Annotated in this window: 31 protein-coding genes; 1 reads left to right on the forward strand and 30 read right to left on the reverse strand. The window is 46.6% G+C overall.

The annotated features are described in order from the left end of the window. From CD000_RS12800 to CD000_RS12945, 29 genes are all read right to left on the reverse strand, one after another. The coding region (locus tag CD000_RS12800; RefSeq protein WP_096226295.1) for a phage portal protein at positions 1 to 1,183 on the reverse strand (1,183 nt) is incomplete at its 3' end. A gap of 16 nt (positions 1,184 to 1,199) precedes the next feature. Then, positions 1,200 to 1,385, reverse strand: coding sequence for a hypothetical protein (locus CD000_RS18520; protein ID WP_096224892.1), 186 nt, complete (start codon positions 1,383 to 1,385; stop codon positions 1,200 to 1,202). Positions 1,386 to 1,389: 4 nt separating this feature from the next. Next, positions 1,390 to 3,117 (reverse strand): terminase large subunit, encoded by a 1,728-nt coding sequence (locus CD000_RS12810; RefSeq protein ID WP_096224891.1) that lies wholly within the window; start codon positions 3,115 to 3,117, stop codon positions 1,390 to 1,392. Then, positions 3,114 to 3,608 (reverse strand): phage terminase small subunit P27 family, encoded by a 495-nt coding sequence (locus tag CD000_RS12815; protein WP_096225796.1) that lies wholly within the window; start codon positions 3,606 to 3,608, stop codon positions 3,114 to 3,116. The genes CD000_RS12810 and CD000_RS12815 overlap by 4 nt, the downstream gene beginning before the upstream one ends. A gap of 111 nt (positions 3,609 to 3,719) precedes the next feature. Then, a complete protein-coding gene (locus CD000_RS12820; protein WP_096225798.1) occupies positions 3,720 to 4,127 on the reverse strand; it encodes an HNH endonuclease in 408 nt (135 codons plus the stop codon). Between the two features lie 188 nt (positions 4,128 to 4,315). After that, on the reverse strand, positions 4,316 to 4,930 hold the full coding sequence (locus CD000_RS12825) for a P-loop NTPase family protein (RefSeq protein ID WP_198962510.1): 615 nt from the start codon (positions 4,928 to 4,930) through the stop codon (positions 4,316 to 4,318). 87 nt (positions 4,931 to 5,017) lie between these two features. Continuing rightward, on the reverse strand, positions 5,018 to 6,205 hold the full coding sequence (locus CD000_RS12830) for an IS701 family transposase (RefSeq protein WP_012748853.1): 1,188 nt from the start codon (positions 6,203 to 6,205) through the stop codon (positions 5,018 to 5,020). A gap of 112 nt (positions 6,206 to 6,317) precedes the next feature. After that, on the reverse strand, positions 6,318 to 6,761 hold the full coding sequence (locus CD000_RS12835) for a ParA family protein (protein WP_096225800.1): 444 nt from the start codon (positions 6,759 to 6,761) through the stop codon (positions 6,318 to 6,320). A gap of 247 nt (positions 6,762 to 7,008) precedes the next feature. Further along, positions 7,009 to 7,302, reverse strand: a complete 294-nt coding sequence (locus CD000_RS12840) for a hypothetical protein (RefSeq protein ID WP_096225801.1) — start codon at positions 7,300 to 7,302, stop codon at positions 7,009 to 7,011. Between the two features lie 144 nt (positions 7,303 to 7,446). Continuing rightward, the gene (locus tag CD000_RS12845; RefSeq protein WP_044736642.1) at positions 7,447 to 7,989 is read right to left on the reverse strand and encodes a site-specific integrase; all 543 of its coding nucleotides are present in this window, start codon (positions 7,987 to 7,989) and stop codon (positions 7,447 to 7,449) included. After that, on the reverse strand, positions 7,986 to 8,426 hold the full coding sequence (locus tag CD000_RS12850; protein WP_074044208.1) for an ArpU family phage packaging/lysis transcriptional regulator: 441 nt from the start codon (positions 8,424 to 8,426) through the stop codon (positions 7,986 to 7,988). The genes CD000_RS12845 and CD000_RS12850 overlap by 4 nt, the downstream gene beginning before the upstream one ends. 23 nt (positions 8,427 to 8,449) lie before the next feature. Then, complete coding sequence (locus CD000_RS12855; protein ID WP_011230024.1) at positions 8,450 to 8,638, reverse strand: hypothetical protein; 189 nt, start codon at positions 8,636 to 8,638, stop codon at positions 8,450 to 8,452. A gap of 116 nt (positions 8,639 to 8,754) precedes the next feature. After that, the gene (locus CD000_RS12860) at positions 8,755 to 9,495 is read right to left on the reverse strand and encodes a BRO family protein (protein WP_096225802.1); all 741 of its coding nucleotides are present in this window, start codon (positions 9,493 to 9,495) and stop codon (positions 8,755 to 8,757) included. Between the two features lie 367 nt (positions 9,496 to 9,862). After that, complete coding sequence (locus CD000_RS19240; RefSeq protein WP_096225803.1) at positions 9,863 to 10,087, reverse strand: hypothetical protein; 225 nt, start codon at positions 10,085 to 10,087, stop codon at positions 9,863 to 9,865. 21 nt (positions 10,088 to 10,108) lie between these two features. Beyond that, positions 10,109 to 10,315: an XtrA/YqaO family protein gene (locus CD000_RS12875; RefSeq protein ID WP_025950444.1), complete on the reverse strand. Its 207-nt coding sequence runs from the start codon at positions 10,313 to 10,315 to the stop codon at positions 10,109 to 10,111. A gap of 196 nt (positions 10,316 to 10,511) precedes the next feature. Then, positions 10,512 to 10,772, reverse strand: coding sequence for a hypothetical protein (locus CD000_RS12880; RefSeq protein ID WP_044742393.1), 261 nt, complete (start codon positions 10,770 to 10,772; stop codon positions 10,512 to 10,514). 15 nt (positions 10,773 to 10,787) lie between these two features. Continuing rightward, entirely contained in the window at positions 10,788 to 11,342 is a 555-nt protein-coding gene (locus CD000_RS12885; protein ID WP_081207621.1) for a dUTP diphosphatase, read from the reverse strand. After that, on the reverse strand, positions 11,339 to 11,623 hold the full coding sequence (locus CD000_RS12890) for a hypothetical protein (protein ID WP_096225804.1): 285 nt from the start codon (positions 11,621 to 11,623) through the stop codon (positions 11,339 to 11,341). Before CD000_RS12890 ends, CD000_RS12885 begins: the two co-directional genes overlap by 4 nt. Next, positions 11,571 to 11,759, reverse strand: a complete 189-nt coding sequence (locus CD000_RS12895) for a Fur-regulated basic protein FbpA (RefSeq protein ID WP_096225805.1) — start codon at positions 11,757 to 11,759, stop codon at positions 11,571 to 11,573. The genes CD000_RS12890 and CD000_RS12895 overlap by 53 nt, the downstream gene beginning before the upstream one ends. Beyond that, entirely contained in the window at positions 11,759 to 11,986 is a 228-nt protein-coding gene (locus CD000_RS12900) for a hypothetical protein (RefSeq protein ID WP_049624389.1), read from the reverse strand. Before CD000_RS12900 ends, CD000_RS12895 begins: the two co-directional genes overlap by 1 nt. 5 nt (positions 11,987 to 11,991) lie before the next feature. Next, positions 11,992 to 12,981, reverse strand: coding sequence for a DnaD domain-containing protein (locus CD000_RS12905; protein ID WP_060788988.1), 990 nt, complete (start codon positions 12,979 to 12,981; stop codon positions 11,992 to 11,994). A 48-nt stretch (positions 12,982 to 13,029) separates the two neighbouring features. Further along, complete coding sequence (locus CD000_RS18875) at positions 13,030 to 13,194, reverse strand: hypothetical protein (protein ID WP_167522584.1); 165 nt, start codon at positions 13,192 to 13,194, stop codon at positions 13,030 to 13,032. Between the two features lie 52 nt (positions 13,195 to 13,246). Further along, positions 13,247 to 13,642, reverse strand: coding sequence for a hypothetical protein (locus CD000_RS12915; protein WP_096225806.1), 396 nt, complete (start codon positions 13,640 to 13,642; stop codon positions 13,247 to 13,249). Beyond that, a complete protein-coding gene (locus CD000_RS12920; RefSeq protein WP_233130513.1) occupies positions 13,639 to 13,893 on the reverse strand; it encodes an iron-sulfur cluster co-chaperone HscB C-terminal domain-containing protein in 255 nt (84 codons plus the stop codon). The genes CD000_RS12915 and CD000_RS12920 overlap by 4 nt, the downstream gene beginning before the upstream one ends. 249 nt (positions 13,894 to 14,142) lie before the next feature. Then, positions 14,143 to 14,310: a hypothetical protein gene (locus CD000_RS18880; RefSeq protein WP_198962511.1), complete on the reverse strand. Its 168-nt coding sequence runs from the start codon at positions 14,308 to 14,310 to the stop codon at positions 14,143 to 14,145. Continuing rightward, the gene (locus CD000_RS12930; RefSeq protein ID WP_025950439.1) at positions 14,310 to 14,489 is read right to left on the reverse strand and encodes a hypothetical protein; all 180 of its coding nucleotides are present in this window, start codon (positions 14,487 to 14,489) and stop codon (positions 14,310 to 14,312) included. Before CD000_RS12930 ends, CD000_RS18880 begins: the two co-directional genes overlap by 1 nt. Positions 14,490 to 14,506: 17 nt before the next feature. Beyond that, on the reverse strand, positions 14,507 to 15,028 hold the full coding sequence (locus CD000_RS12935; protein WP_096225809.1) for a helix-turn-helix domain-containing protein: 522 nt from the start codon (positions 15,026 to 15,028) through the stop codon (positions 14,507 to 14,509). Then, positions 15,015 to 15,242, reverse strand: a complete 228-nt coding sequence (locus CD000_RS12940) for a hypothetical protein (protein WP_096225810.1) — start codon at positions 15,240 to 15,242, stop codon at positions 15,015 to 15,017. Before CD000_RS12940 ends, CD000_RS12935 begins: the two co-directional genes overlap by 14 nt. Before the next feature lie 62 nt (positions 15,243 to 15,304). Continuing rightward, positions 15,305 to 15,499 (reverse strand): hypothetical protein, encoded by a 195-nt coding sequence (locus tag CD000_RS12945; protein ID WP_049624385.1) that lies wholly within the window; start codon positions 15,497 to 15,499, stop codon positions 15,305 to 15,307. A 69-nt stretch (positions 15,500 to 15,568) separates the two neighbouring features. Between CD000_RS12945 and CD000_RS12950 the strand changes: the two genes are divergently transcribed. Beyond that, a complete protein-coding gene (locus CD000_RS12950; protein ID WP_055357813.1) occupies positions 15,569 to 16,057 on the forward strand; it encodes a hypothetical protein in 489 nt (162 codons plus the stop codon). Here the strand turns inward: CD000_RS12950 and CD000_RS12955 are convergent. Further along, positions 16,035 to 16,331, reverse strand: coding sequence for a hypothetical protein (locus CD000_RS12955; protein WP_096225811.1), 297 nt, complete (start codon positions 16,329 to 16,331; stop codon positions 16,035 to 16,037). The genes CD000_RS12950 and CD000_RS12955 overlap by 23 nt on opposite strands. Between the last annotated feature and the right edge of the window lie 15 nt (positions 16,332 to 16,346).

Genomic DNA, 16,346 nt, shown 5'->3' on the forward strand with positions numbered 1-16,346 from the left:
CATTAAATACAAGCTGGTCACCGCCAGGTAAAGGTGGCTTCTCTTCTAATGCCCTCGCCTCGTTCGGCGTAATAAAACCTTTCTCAATTCCGATGCCATACGCTTCATAACGCGTTTTAATGTCGCTTCTAAGCATGCTGTCAACGTTGAATTTCACGTAATATCCAGCGTCAATTTCACTGTCAAGAAACAATTTATACGTCATCTCTTGCTCATACATTGTTAAAATCGGCAGCAATGTATCCACGTAAAACTGCCGTTGCTGTTCGGCTACATTCGTATGAGTTGCCCGGCTTAAATCGTTGAGTTGGTGCATTTTTATACCAAAAGCCGTTGCAATTTGCCTGATTGTTAGCTCCGTATTTTCAAGAAACTGCGCATCGGACATCGTCAAACTGATCGGCTTAAATTCGTACCCGATCGGCATGAGCGCGATGCGGTGACTGTTTTTCAGTCCTGAAGACATTTCCTCGAATTTTTCTCGGAATTTCTTCTGCGCTTCCGGGTTTAGATCGCCAACATACTGGACGATTCCTTTCACTTGCAACCCTTGCTTGTAAAAATTATTGATAAACCGGCCGGCCGCCGCCGCATTTTCCACCGTCGCCCGCAAATAATCAAGAGGAGGAACCCCGACAATGCCATCGAGTGTCACACCACTTTTAAAGTGCAAAATTTCGTTTGGCATGAGCTTCCGCCGCTCGGTTCCGACATCGACTTCATACCAGATGTGGTTTTTGCTGCTGAAAAGGCCGATATCGTCAATCCAAATGCGCACTTTACCCGCATCGATCGGCCAAAGCCCCACAATTCTGCCCTTTTCGTCCGTCTCAATGTTGACGTATGCATTACCGTGTATGTTCCGCTGCGTCTCATTGCATTTGGCGAAGTCAGAAGCTGACATATACGGATTGGGACGGAGCTTTAGCAACTTATATAAATAGTGCTTCACTGCCTTATTGACGCCGGTTTCGCCCTCGAGATAAATCTTCAATGGGAGCTTTGACAGCGATTCGGCTAAAATTTTGATACAAGCGTAAACCGTCGCTTCTTTCAGGGCATTTTTCCCATAAACGTTGACCTCGCCAGGAGAAAGGCCGAGAAAATCTAAAAGCGCCGGATCATTTAGGCTGTATTCTGTGTATTCAGTACTTCTTCGCTCCAAAGCACGCCGGAAAAACATTCATTCCTCACCTCCCTCACGGCGGATAACGCTTCGGTGGATGCAGCGCTGCAAAAATGCCGACGGCTAAACAAGAAAAACCCAGCATATACAGCCCTGCCGTCACGCTTAATCGGAACGTCGCGATGTTGATAAGCACTAGACCAATGAAAATAAAAAAATCTTCCGCGTAATCACGAAAGATTTTCCGTAATTTTTTCACTTTATCAACCCCACAGTCTGTCTAAAAAGTCATCGGTCGCAAATTCCGATACGTCAACCGACTCGACATTTGCAAACATCGCCCGGGCGTGGGCATTAATAAGCGCCGCCAGTGGGTCGATCCGGTCCGTGCTCTTCGATTTATCCAGCATAATGTTCTCCTGGGCGTCTTTTCGTGTCACCGCGTTGCCGACTGCCCATGTTAAAACGGGGTTTTGGTTGTGAATGATCTTCTTTTCAAACACTTTTGTCCGGAAATTTTTCGTCGGCTCCGTCAAATAGCGAATCCCCTGCGGAATTTCTACCGTCGTGAAGCCATCTGCTTCAAGCTCCTGCATTAAATGCCGCGCATTGTACTTGTCATAGCAAATTTCCTTCACCAAAACGCCGTATGTCGGCTCAATTGACTTGATATATTCGCGCACAAACGTATAATCGACGACCGCTCCTGGTGTGGCGGTGATCCAACCTTGACGAACCCATTGATCGAACGGCATTTTATCAGTCTTGACCCGCTCATCGAGCTTTTCTTCCGGTATGAACGAGTGGGACAAGACGACAAATTTGCCGTCATTCAAAGGGATTTCGATGGAAACGCTCGTTAAGTCGGTCGTTGCCGACAAGTCAACGCCTACATACGCATCCAATCCACTGATATCCGGCAGGTTTTCCGTGCCGCAGGCCGCCCAGCGCTCGGCCGAAATATAGGCTTGCTCGCGCTTATTGATCCAAACATTCATGTTTTTGGTTAAAAAATCGTCCATTTTGTCCGGTTTTTCCAGCGCTTCTTTCAGCTTGGCGCGAATATTTTCTACCCCTTCCGGATAGGAAGCCGCAATCGGGTTCGCTTTCAGCCATGCTTTTTCATCCTTAATGTCATCAATCAAATTTCCGTCCTCGTCTTTATCCAGTTCGTTGACCATCGCAAAGTATTGATCGTTTTCTACCGGGCTGTTCGGATCAAGAAGCTTCGAAACATATTGGTATTCACTTCGATAGCAAGGATTATTTAAGTTCGTGCCGGCCGTTGTGATAATCATTAGCAACGGCTGTGCCCTAGCAATCATACCAGAGTCAAGAATATTGTAAATCTCATCCGTGTCATGGGCGTGATACTCATCGATAATCCCGCATTGCGGGTTTAAACCGTCACCGGTCTTCCGGTCCTCTTTGGAAAGTGGCCGAATAATAGACCGACTTTTCAGGTGATGGATCGCCCCGTATTTCACTTCGTACTTCCCTTTGAGTTCCGGGCAACCGGCCAACATAGCTTCGGTTTCCTTCCATACAATCCTTGCCTGTTCCGTTTTCGTCGCGCCGATATATACTTCCGACATGTTTTCGCCGAATGCCATAGCCTCATATGAGGCTACGCAAGCCAAACTTTGCGACTTTGCGTTTTTTCTGCCTACCTGCCAATACGCCTTTTTAAAACGCCGATAGTCCGTGTCCTTATGCACCCAGCCGTAAATATTGCCAAATACAAACACCTGGATTTCATGTGGACGAATATGCTGCCCTTTTAATACGCCTTTGGTGTGTTTGAAAAGCGTCATCCATTTGAGAAAACGCATCGCTTTCGTTTCGTCAAAAATATAGGGAAAGCCATCAGTCCCTTCCCTTTCGATATCCCGTAAAAAACGCATGCATGCCCATTTATGTTTCTGGCAGGCGATCACCCGGCCGTCGATGACATCATAGGAGTAGTCAATGAGCCATTGCTTCAGGCTCATACATTACCAAACTCCTGTTCAAACGGCGTCGGCTGCTCTGGTTCTTCCTTTGGCAAAGCAAGTTTTGCCCGAGAGCTTGGCGTCAATCCAAATTCGACGGCCAGCGATTTCATTTGCTCATGTAATTGCTTTTTCTTTGTGAGCAATGGATGAGGTACTTTGTTTGTTTCCGCCGCTTTATTTGTGTATTCGACCATAAGCCCTTCTTCCTCAATGATCTGCGAGCACTTTACATAGTTAGAATACGCATCGCAGTACAAGGCAAGAGCATTTACATCGACGTTTGTGACCAACCCAATCTCTTTCAGCTCCTTCACGATCCGCTTGAACTCCTTCTTGGCCACATCGTCGAGCCAGCCTGGAGGTCTCACCTTGTCATCATTAGGCCGGAGCTTCGCCTCGGCCTCCTTTCGGGCGTCGATTTCCTTTTTCGTCAAATGCTTTGTCCCCTGAATTAAAATCAAGTCAACCGGCTTCGCACGTCGGCCCATGTTCAACACCACCTTTCGCTTGGAATTTCCCTAAAAACTGTTAACCCCCTTTTACGCCAAAAAGGGAACTTTGTGCACGCTGAGGGGGGCGCGCGGTCCGTAGCCGCCCGACTAAAAATTTTTGACCCGCCCCTCCCCATACTTCTTCTTGTCTTCGGCTGTTTTCTTGTTGTGGCACGGGTTGCAAAGCGATTGCAGGTTGTCTAGTGACAGGCGTAATGACCAATCAATCCTTACAGGCGCAATATGGTCTACGACATCGGCCGGCGTGATGCGCTTCTTGGCGAGACAGTGCTGGCAAAGATAGTGGTCGCGAACTAATGCCGCACGTCGAACACGCTGCCATTCTTTGCTTTGATAAAAATCGCGGGTCGTTTGATCGCGGAGATGTTCGTCATAGTATCGATGTCGTTCTGCTTTGCTTTGTTGTTCTTTGTGCTTATGCTGCTCGCAGTATCGTCCTTGTGTTAGGTTGGGGCAGCCTGGAACGGAGCAAGGTTTCAATGGTCTGCTTGGCATAAAATCACTCCAAACAAAAAAGCACCCCGAAGGATGCTTAAACGATTATTAAAATCTTGGTACTGTCCTAACTTTTCCTTCACTAACAATGATGAGTTTAACATCACCCATGTTAAACTTATAAAGAATTTCCCTTTCCTCAAACATTACAACTTGGTTAGCCTTAGCTTTGACAATTGCCTCTTCTTTTAATCTAGCAATTTGTACAAGTAATTCAATTCTTTTTTATACCTCTCTACGCTTTTATTAACTTGTACCCGTTTTTTATCTACTGTATGGAACTTCCTGGACTCTAATTTATCAATTGGAATACCTAAAGTACCGCTGATTTTACCAGCCCCTTGAAAATCAGATAAGAGGGCGAAATGATCTATCGGATTATCAGTACTGAAGCAATCAGCATATCGGGTTGCTATTTCAACAGCTCTTTCGATAAACATTATTGAAGTTTGATCTATTTGATGCTCAGCTTGTCTATTCCATCCACAATGAGTAATCGCAATAGCTTGTACCTTAGGCTTGAATGGAATATCAGCTCTTTGCCTCCACAGATTAAAATCACTTTTTTCATCTTTTAACATTCTTAATGTTAGCTCCAACGCAAATAATGATTGCTCATCTACACGCACAGGAATAATAAGAGCATCAGCTGCCATCCAAGCTAAATGAGTAGCCCCACCAAAAAATGGACTTGAGTCGATCAAAACTTTTTCTGTTTTTAAATCCGTTATTTCATTCTCAATAATACTTTTTAGTGAACAAAGTAAATTCGCAACAGCCTTTGTTTTAACAGTTCCACCCATTGCATAATACTGATTTAATTGAGTACTGTAGATGAGCATTTTTCATTACAATAATTTCCATGGTTAGAGAGACAAACAGGGTACCCCTTACGCGATACGGAGCTGTTTTTTGATCACATCAATAGGAATATCTTGCTTTGCAGCGTCATAAATGAACTCGACGACGCTGTGGTCTTTCCGCGACCGAAGAAGCTCCAGCCCGGTGGAGAGGTTTTGGCGGGATTCGGCGATGCTGTACACGCAGGCCAACAGCACCACCGCCCAATACCGTTTCACCGCCCGAATGTGGCGAACGCGGTATCCATCCAGCTTCAGTTGATCTTTCGCTTGCCGGAAAAAGCACTCGATCGTCCAACGCTGAGCATAGTAACGCAAGATGTCTTCGTCCCCGAGTTCCCGGTCGGTGCTCAAGATGCAATGAAGATGTTCCGGCGCCATCGGCTGATCCGCCTTCCAAGCCAGCAGCACCACCGCGTCATCGAGGCCATGGATGGCCCCCTCATAGCGATACACGCGATAACGCTCCTGCCCCACCGTGACGAGGCGGGTGTCTTTGGACTCGATATAGCGGGCAAACTGCTTGGCTTGGATGGCGATGCCTTTCGGGTAGAGAATCCGGTTCGTCTTGAGCATCGCGATGACATGGAATCCCTGTTTCAGACAGGCTTCGATGAGCTTTTTGGACGGATACCACGAATCCATGAGCACATACACCGGCTGAGCCCGCTTCACCTTGAGCGAGGAAAGCATCTCGATCGCCAGGTCGATCTTGCTTTTTCCCGCTTTCTTGTCATACAGGCGGAACGCAAATGGGAACGCCTGCGTGAAGGTGTGCACCATCAGCCAAACGAGCGAATGCCCCCAGACCGATTGATGATCTTTATGCGAGTAGTGCCAGTCGCACCCTTGAATGGCGTGCACAGCCCGTGACGAAGGCTTTGTTTTTTGGCAAATCGTATCATCAATCGAAACAAAAAGGGGTTGATTCTTCCGTTTGGCCAGTCGTTCGACCTGGGAAAGGATCCACTCTTGAAGCTTCCCAAGCAGCCTTTCCTCGTTCCAAGGGCTTTTCGTGAAAAAGTGACTGAGCGTCGTTCGATGATTCGGATGAAAGCTCCAGTAATGAATATCAGTCAATGTTCCCGAGAATCCCTTGGTGGTCAAGGCATCGACAATATGAATGAGATGCTTGATGACCGGTTTGGAAAGCTGCAGCGTCAACCCCAGCGTGAAGAAAAACTTGTGGATTCCTTGGTGATGTGCTAATCTATTCATGAGACATGAACCTCCTTGTGGATAGTTGGTGGTACATCTATTCTAACCAAGGAATCGGGTTCATGTCTCCTTTTTTGTTTAGTTGTCAATTTATGTCAGTGAATTTGCTCATCTACAGTTGAGTATACAAAGTGCTAGGAAACAGAAAAAGCTCGTTACTGCCCGGTATAACATGGGAATTTTTAATGGACGAAAAATGTGGATTTGTATCTTTTACTCTCTTAGCCAAAGGTTCATTATTCTGCGTCGCTTCCTCCCAAGCTCCCCCCATTATTCTTCCCAATAATGCATCATAAATAGTTGGGCCCTCGTCATTAATTTCCTTCCCCATAAGTAATTCGGTAAAATTTCTTTGGGGGCAAACATCTACAAATAACGAACGGTAATTTTGAGAAAATTTGTAAGATATATTGAAAGATAATGTTGTTTTGCCAATTCCCCCTCTAAAGTTTGTTACTGCATAAATGAAATGCTCTCTCCCATTATCCAGCGGAACCTTAAAATCATCCCCCGAAAGAACTAAATCATAGCGTTTTAAAATTTCATCAATATTCAATTTAAACCACCTTTCTCTTTTATTTACAAATTATTATACGATTGTACAGTTGATAAGTAAATATGCAGGTTAACAATAAAAGTGCAGTGAATAAAAGAAATCGTCACCCCAACGGGGATGACGATCATGGAAGGATGATTTGACTTGTCAACCAGCCAGTACCTTACACTAACATCATAGCATCTCCATGACCAAACAATCCGCCAAAAATCTGCCTTTTTTCTGCCACTATTATGTTAACTTCATCTCACCAATGCCGACTCCCACGTTTCCTGTTTTTCTTAAACAACCGCCTGGCCATCTCGTGCATTTCGTCTTTCGGTTTGCTGCGGATGATGTTAGATACATCCACCGTCGTCAGTTTCCGCTTCCCGATCCGGTATCCCTTTTTATTTAGCTCCTGCACCACCTTTGTGACACTTTCCAGCTGCACATATAAATAGACCGCTTCCTCTTCCATTGTAGTCGGTGTGTAGCTTTCGATTTTCCGAATGTAATCCTGCAAGTATTCGATTTGCTTTTTCGCTTCCTCGACTAACACTTGCTTTCCCTCCAATGAGTTCACTTCAATTTACAGACTGATGCACTCGCCGAATCGCTCAACCCCTTGATAGTTCTAGCCTCAAAACCTTTTCTTTTATGAGTGCACCACACGCTTTTTTATGATGTACTACAGGTCAAAAAATTAAATTTTATACTTTAGCATCGCCTTATCCATCGCATCTTGGTTGACGCCAATGTACTTTAGCGTAATGTGAGGACTGGAATGGTTGAATAGCTCTTGGAGCATAGCCACGTCTTTGGTTTGTTGATAAAAATGATAACCAAACGTCTTTCGGAGCGTGTGCGTCCCTACTTCATCCAGTGACACGTATTCAGCCGCCTCACGCAAAATGCGATAGGCCGTGGAACGATCAATAGGCCGGTTTCCTCCTTGTCGGCTTCGAAAGGCATACTCACCATCTTTGAGCGTCTTGGCATACTCGATCAGCTCCTTTCGTATAGCCGGCGGAATTCGGATCCTCTTTTCCTTTCTCGTCTTCTTCTCCCGCAGTTTCAAGTGTGTTTGCAGCAAATCTTCCTTCTTCAATTGCAATAGGTCTGATATTCTCAGTCCTGTGTTGATGCCGAGGACAAACAGGATGTAGTTGCGTTTGCTTCGTTGCAGCAAATATTTCTTCATGGCTGCAATCTTCTCCGGATCGCGAATCGGCTGTACAAAGTTCACGATAGAGTCACCTCGCTTTTTTCCTCGCGATACACTTCGATTTTTAAAGCAAAGGCGAGCTTGTAAAATGCTCTCGATTTCAGCCGGTAATACTTCCGTTCACTCATGCCAAGCTCAGGATACACTTCATAGTCGTAGACATCCTCCCATGACATATATCGTCGGACAATAATGGCACGCTCCCATTTGCTTAGACGATTCACCGCACTTGTAATCCGCCGGATGTACTCGTCTCGCTCCCGCTCATAATCGACGTTGCGGATTGCGATGCTTTCTGTTGAGGAGCGAAACTGATTGGACGGTGCCGGAACAAGCGAATAACACTGCGTGACTCTCGGCATTTCATCTAGACGAAGCGTCAGCAAGTAGACGCGGTATTTCTCCAATGCCGCCTCTACCGCCCTTTTAGTAGCCGCGCGATCAATCTCTGGCAACATGAACTCTCTCAACGTTCTCCCTCCTATCGCTGGCGGAATGCGCCGCCTTTGCCGCGCCGATACACCGGACGACAGACGCCCATCAGCTCCTTAATCTCCCGCTCCGTTAGCCGTTCCTTGTTCCTCTTCCGCTCTTTTCGGTTCCGCTCTGATCGATAGGCCATATTGTTAGCCTTGATCCATTTTTGCATTTGATCCTTCATAGTGCGCATCCGCTTTCCCTCCCCTTTCATTGCAAAAGAAAAGAGGACACCAATCATACAGGGATCTCCCTGCATCATCAGTGTCCTCACGCTCTCGGTCTTGGACATATTTGGTTTTGATTCCATTATATCAAAACAGCTGCCTTTTGTAGCAAGATTCGGAACGTTTCTCGTCCCTTCGGCGTCACAAGCGTTTGAACATCAGCTCGTCCATTTCGTTCCCATTCCTTCAATTCAAAGAGAGACGGCACGTATTGAGCATACGGCTTCAACTTTCCTTTTTGGTCTCGATATATATACTTTTTCTCCAGCAGCCAATCGATAAATGCCTTTGGTTTGATTTTCAGTTCCTTGGCCGTATCTCTAAAGTTCGTGAGCAAACGCCGATCAACAAGTGCATCAAAGTAGTCAGCTTTCGGTTGCATCGCCGCGATCTGTTCGTTTTGTTTTCGGACCGTTTCCAACGTGGCACGGAATAACAGTTTCGTCTGTTCGTCCGCATGTTTCAAATATGTCTCCACGAACAGATCATCATTCGCCACGTAGCCGCCCGTTTTCCTGATCGCAGGGATGACTTCATGTGTGATCCATCGCTTAAACTGTTTAGCCTCTGATTTCCGGCTCCCTAGAATTAATGCATATAGTCCGGGTTCGTTCACAATGAACGTTTCTTGCTTTCTTCCTAACGAATCAGTGACCGGAATTAAACTCCGCTCATCTTCATCGAGTCTTTGGACTGCTTTCCTTGCATCAGCAATGTCTAAAATTTCACAAACATCTTTAGCAACAAACCATACTTCCCCGTCTTTTACAATCGTCCGCACCTGGCTGCCGCTGTAATTAAACACCTGCTGCAGATGATTCATCCGTTCTCTCCCTCCTTAAATTCCTTTATTGACGGCTTAAAAAACTTTGAAAGCAACATGTCCTGTCTTATGCAATATTTACATACATTTTCTGCGTTATAGTCGTACAACCATACTTGATAAACGTTCGTTGTGCAGCCGCATCTTTGGCACATGTTTACCGGATAAAAACGTTCTTTAGTTGAAAAGCAATGTGCGCAAACAGAATCATAATGTTCTTGTTCTTTGTTCCAACGAGGAATCAAAATTCCTCCACATTTACATTGGTGATCCCTTTTCTTAATTAAGTCAAAGATATATTTCGAATCAGTCTCGACAACCTCTTCGAGAAAATCAAAAATCGAAAGTTGCTGCATGTGCTCACCACCTAGAACGGAAAATCATCATCCGGCCACGGGCAGCAAGCTCCCCAGTTTGCCGGATCCGCACGCCAACGATTCGCTTCGATCTCTCTACACTTTTGCTGCAAGAAGTTGATAAATTGACACAATGTCTGGCTATCTGGTCGCCCCATTTGACTAATTGCAAAGGTGAGATATGTCTCAAGCATTAACGCATCGTCATCCGATATCGGCGGAAACATGATTGGCATTTAGATCACCTCAGTTTCAATTCAAAACAACTCGCTTTCTTCAAATTTAATCCGCGCCGTTTTTCCCTTTGCCGTTTCAACGATCGTAAAACCATGCTCAACTGCTTCCGCTACTTTAGCTTTTCCTTGCACGCCGTCAATGACAATCACAAGCACCTTCCCTGGCACGACTGGATGCGAAACCGTCATGTTATCTATATCAATCTGCAATTCTTGTGCTCTTCTCACTTGGATCCCTCCATGTGGTATAATTGAGGTGGACTGTCGGGAGGGATCCCGGCTTTTTTGTTTCATTCGATCACTTTCCACCCGCGCCGAATCCTGCTTCGCAGCTCACATTTTCGCAACGGCTCATATACATAAACTGCATCATGGTTTTCTCTGCGATATAACAAATACCATTTGGCCTTCCGCTTACGACGCTTCATTCAATATTCACATCCGAATTTAGCTTTTCAAGCGTTATTAAGTGCGCATATTTAAACTTCAACACCTCGCAATATACGACGGCATCGATCATTTCTTGCTGTAAATGCTCCAGCCATTCAATGAATGTGTAATGTGACGGGACGACAGTCGTTCCATATTTCTGAATCCCTTTTTCAGTCTGTGTTTCGAGCAACTTTTGCACGTTGCGGAGGATTTGGTTTTTGTTGAGCTCGTCCAGCCAATGCTGAGCATCCACTGTAGTCACCACCTCTCAATATCCGCATTCCTGGCGGTGATGGTTGATTGCGTTTTTACGGAGATATTCAGCCTCAATTTGATCAAATGTGAAACCAAGCTGTTTTCCTAATCCAAATAACTTTTCAAGCAGGTCAATGTACAAAATATCTGTATCTACAAGCATTCCCATTGAGTGACGATCTAACAGTTCTGCCGCTATTGCATTGAGTTCAATAAATGTGTATATAATGTCCGAGTCTGTATTTGGCATAACAAACGTAAGATCGTCGTTGCCTGTTTCAATGCCGATCGATAATACAAAGTGAAGGCAGTCTACATACTCCTCAAGTAGTGGGTTATACAACTCCGGGCACTCTTGCATCATGTCTGGATTGCGCAACGCTGTGGTTCTTGGTTGAGGATCCTCTTTCCAATACTTGAACATCTGCCACTCGTTCGCCAGCTCGCCAAGTTCCACTTGCAAAGCTAAAACCTTGTTTGGCAACAAATCCTGCCCGCTAAGTCCTTTCTCTTTCACAATGCGTTCATCTAACTCCCTCTGCAGCTCGAACAATCTTTTCAGTTTCATCGGCGTGTCCCCCTTGATCTCGGCCAGCGCCAGTCAATGATTCGGCGGTTGTCGTCATCGTAGTATCGTTTGCGCGGACGGTTGCGATACGCTTCAAGTTCCTCTGGCGTTAAATAGCTGATTTTCATTGGTCCGTGCAGCGATTGGCGTTGTTTTTTCACTTCTTCTCCCCCTAACCGTTGTCGGATTTCTTGCCGCGCCCGATGCTTATATATTTCCGGGCACTCTTCAAAGCGAATGATGGTCACCAGTTGCTGTACGGTCGCCTTGGACCAATCCATATGACTGATCACCTCTCGCTCGTTCGTATTCACGCTGAATCTCTTCTGTGGTCAGTTTTGAGAGCGCCCGGCCATCGCTGGCGGAAAAGATGCCTTGCCGGCGCAAATGCTGAATGAGCACGTACTTGAGCAGCATCACGCCGATCCCCTCCCTTCGGCTTGCAGCTTCGCAAACAACGTGTCAAGGCGTGAAACAGAATAGTCCTTGTCATTGATCCGCACCGTCAGCAGGTTGCTCCTTGTCACACCGCATCGCTCGAGAATGTCAAGAAAATCCGCCTCCGAGCATACGCTGGCCGTCAATCCAGTCACCGATCCAACTCCGTTTCGGTACTCTAAACGGATCCATAACGGATAGCCCATCGACATCACCCATCTGGATTGTCTTTATACTTTTTGAGGCGTTCCTCAAGCTCTCGGCGCGCCTGTTCGACGTCAAAGTCGTCATCCTCCGGTTGGCTATAGTCCATCTTCAGCCAGTCCGGTACGATCTCGGTGCGCACTGGAGTCCGCATCTTTCGGCCGACGTCGGAAACAGTTGAGGCTTTACGTTTTTTCAGTTGTTGCTCCCGAAATGCCAATTGTGCCGCTCTCACCTGGTCAACGGTGCGATAGCCTTTTTCGAACCAGTCACGTAAAATGGTTTCAACGTATTTCCATGTCTTGGCCCCGTTCTCCACCGCGATTTTCAATGCCTCTAAGACCAATTCCTCGGACGTATCATCGACCCAGGAAACGATCTTTTCCCCTATGTAGCTGCCAACGGTGCCAAAGCCGTTCTGTTCAACGAATTGAATAATCTCTCGGAAGGAATGCGCGCGCGCGTCTTCTTCTACTTCTTCTTTTTTCTCTGTAGTAATCTCTGTAGTATTCTCTGGTATTGGTCTGTTCAAATTGAGCGCTTCGTCTGTCCAATTTGAACAGATGGACTGTTCATTTTGACCGGATGGACTGTCGATTTCGTCAGTCGTCTGCTCATTTTGAACAGTCGAAACGTCATTTTGATCAGTCGTCTGTTCATCTTGATTAGACGACGCGAATTCAGCCAATTTGTCGTAATCGATCCGATACCATTTTGTTTTATCGATCCTCGAGCGATTGAAATTCGCCGAGACGATGATCCCGATCTTCTCCAGCTTGGTGATGATCCGACGAATGGTGCTTTCTGACCAGAAGGGAAATTGCTCCCTCCAGTCCTCGTACGTGTTATAGATCCATTTATAGCCGTCATGGACGTTTTCACTTTTCTCGAGCCAGTAATGTAGCTGCTGAACAACGATGCTTTCGTTCAGTCCGATCGCCACGGCGAGTTGTGGCAAAATAACCAACGGCTGATCATCTAAAAGCAAGGTTGCCATGTCATCCCCTCCCCTTGAAAAAGCCGTTTTGCTATGGCATGATAAAAACTAGAGTTCTGAAATAAAAAACTGAATCCCGTCAACTTCGAACTCGGAGGCCATTTCATCGGCGATCCGACGGCACTCGGTTACAGTGAGCGCGTAGACGAGTGCCGTTTGGATCGTCTCGAAATGGCCGTTTTCCTTCACGACAAATTCCACTTCAAATAGCATATTCTTCACCCTGGAAGCATATCGTAGAATGGGAGCTTCCGGCCCTCCTTTCTCAACCAGCATCAGAAATGCCGCCTTTTTGCAACAGTTGTTTCAACTTCTCATAGACGGCTTTTGGTTCTCGATTGAGCCGATTTGCGAGCTCATCAATCGTCAATACCTTGCGATGATGCCAAAGGTAGAACACTTCCTCTGCCGACCACCGTCCCTTTCGCTTTGGTGTGTTCTGCGCCTGTTCCACAACCGGTTCTCTAGGTTGGGGATCGACCGGAGAATCACCTTCAAGAAGGGCTGCCAGTTGCCGCATCTCTTGGCTGACCGGGCAAACTTGCAAACATACAGTGCTTCGATATTTGATCCGCTCGGGGCACGTGCGGCAATGCGAATCAAGAAGTTCGCAGATTTGTAACCGAATGTGCCTTTTTTCATGTTTATCAAGCTTATTCACGCATTCCGCTCCTCTCCCAGCTTCACAAAATCAATTTGAATACCGCGGCGTTGCATATCTCGGATAATGTTCAATAACTGCTGGCGCCGAGCTTCTTTTCGTTCGAGTTCTTGCAGCTGTCTGACTAAATACTGCAACTCGGATATTTCAATCGCCATCGTTTCATAGTCGCGGTTTTGCAGCGCCTCCTGTATGTACTCGATGCATCTTGATACCTTTTGCCGCAAATCCGCCTCTTGATAAACGATCATATTGATCACTGCCCTTCCTCCTTCGTTATGATCTCCAGGCGTCGTCGCAATGACCATACATGTATTGTGGCGCGGCTCCCCTTTCGGATCGTCGCCCGCTCTCGCTCGGCCTGGCCGGCGCTCATGCGCACCGACTGAAGCACAAGCGCTTGCGGGCTGGGGGCACACCCGCCGCCTGTACTCCAGTCGGCAAGCATGAGCTTGCCTTTTGGTTCGCAACATGATATGTTTTGTAGTAGGGCTGGTTTTTTAGGAAGCAGTGAGCGTTGGGCTTGCTGCTTTTTTCTTGTTGACAAGTTTTGCTTTAGCTTCTTGCTCAATGGCTTCGATCAGTTCCGGATGATTGCGCAACTCGGCGCATACCTCCCGAACTTCCCTCGCTGTCATTAACGAACTGGCCACCCATACCACGTACATTACCACCACTCCTTCCGTGATTTTTCCAATCGTTCATTCATTTGCTTTTTCCACTCGAGCAACGCCCTTCCATATTCGCTGTCGAGTTTTCGTTCGCGGGAAAGCCGCAAAAACTCGCTCGTATACCAGTGAACAGCTTCGAGATCCGTCATTTCTGCTAAATTCGGCAGTTGAAACATTGTTTTTTCCTCCTTTGTCATTGTCGGATAAATCCTTTCGCTTGCAGTTTCGCGCGATGCTTTTGCCACATTTTCCACCAGGAAAAGCCGTAATCCATGCAGATAACCGCTACGTATTGGGTCAGCGCCACGATCGCGTCGATCGCCTGCATCATTGCCTCTTCCAAGCGTTGCTTGTCAAACTCTCGAATCGACCTGGGATGATTCGCCACACAGACACTTTCGATCGCCTCGAGGGCTTCTGTGAGCTCCTCGCGTGTTTTCATCGTGACGCTTGCACGGTGAAGATCGACCATTTCTCCATCCAGCTTCACTGGTCCCCATCCGGTGTATTCCGCCGCCGCCTCGAGGGCCACCCACGGGTTATTATGCTTTTCGGCGAAATATTTCGATATGTTCGGCTGCACTCGGTACCGCCCATTTTCCTGGTGCGATACGGATTCACGAGATTCATAGATTTCAAACGACAGCTGTTGCTGCGTCATCCCTGTTTTCTGCCGCGCTGCTTTCACCGCATCGGCCGCTCTACCACGTTTCATCCTCCCTGCTCCCCTTTCTACCATCATCCTTGAGACTTTGTGGTACAGTATCCATAGATCGGTAGCAATCCAGCACCGCCTCGGCGATTTGTCGCAGGATCGGATTGCCTTTTTGCCATTCTTGTTCAAACCATTGCTTTCTCTCCTCTGGGCTCATGAGTACCAATGGGGAGTGAACGATCACCGTCGTGTTGCCGTATTTGAATTCCTTCATGCCCGCATTCCCCCTTTGTTCATGTTTATGCGGAGCATGAGGGGCATTTGATGACATTCGCTTCACCTCGCATACTGTCTAACCATTGTTTGATAATCGACGGCCGGCGCTGTTTCGTTCAGCCAATCGAGCACCTTGGCGATCTCCAGCGCCGCGTCGTCTTTCGTAAATGCCGGGTCGTCCTTCAGCTGCATGATGATCACCAGTAGCCGATGCTTCAGCTCGGCCATAGCCCATTGATCCTGAATGGTGTTCATGCTGTCACCTGCCTTGCAGGATTTTCCTTCCCTCCTGTCGAATGATGGCAACGGGAAGGGGGTGATAACATGTACTCTGTTCAGCAATTGCAAGCTTTGGATTGCTTACTAAAAAAGGTTGTCGGAGATCACTTCAAATTGGTTATTGAACTTAATGGCCAATACTGGTACGGCGATTTTGTTCGATTGGACGGAAATGCCCTTTATCAGCACTTCATTGACGGCATAGGTGCTATTGAGAAACATACATTTTACATTGACAGCCCTAATGCACCTAATATGGTGAAAAAGATTTGGCAGTCTTATTTGGCTGCAATCGAACCATTTCGTCGTCATCCTTTTGGGAGTAATCCCTTTGAGCGTCTCCGTGATTTGCCTTTGCTTTTTGAAACTTTGGTCAACATCTTAGCTAAAGCTGATATTGCCGATGAAGACAGCCCGCTTTCGCCTTGTTTGTTTAATGCCCGATCACTTAACGGTGACGGAAGTTTACCCTTTATTTACTTAGGGAACGAAAAACTTAAATTAGTTTCTCTTATTCGGATTGCCGAAGAATAAGTTTCCAGTACCATCTGATGCGATCGTAAATCGCTTCTTCTTTTTCGATCTCTGATTTGTTTTCGTCAGCAAGGATTTGAGAAATCTGCTCTTTCAAGTGAAAGAGTGGATTTCTCGCCACTTTTCTTTTAGGGATTTCGATCGCTGCTCTTTCAATCCAGCTGGCGAATTCGTGTTCATCCATCTTTTCGATCTCTTCAGGAGTCGGTAAAAACTTGCCTAACTGAATGTTTTTCCTGAGCAACTCAATGAACGTTTGCTCTTGATCCGTCATTCGTTTCACCTCCTT

The sequence above is a fragment of the Geobacillus sp. FJAT-46040 genome (assembly GCF_002335725.1).
Taxonomy (GTDB): Bacteria; Bacillota; Bacilli; order Bacillales; family Anoxybacillaceae; genus Geobacillus; species Geobacillus thermoleovorans.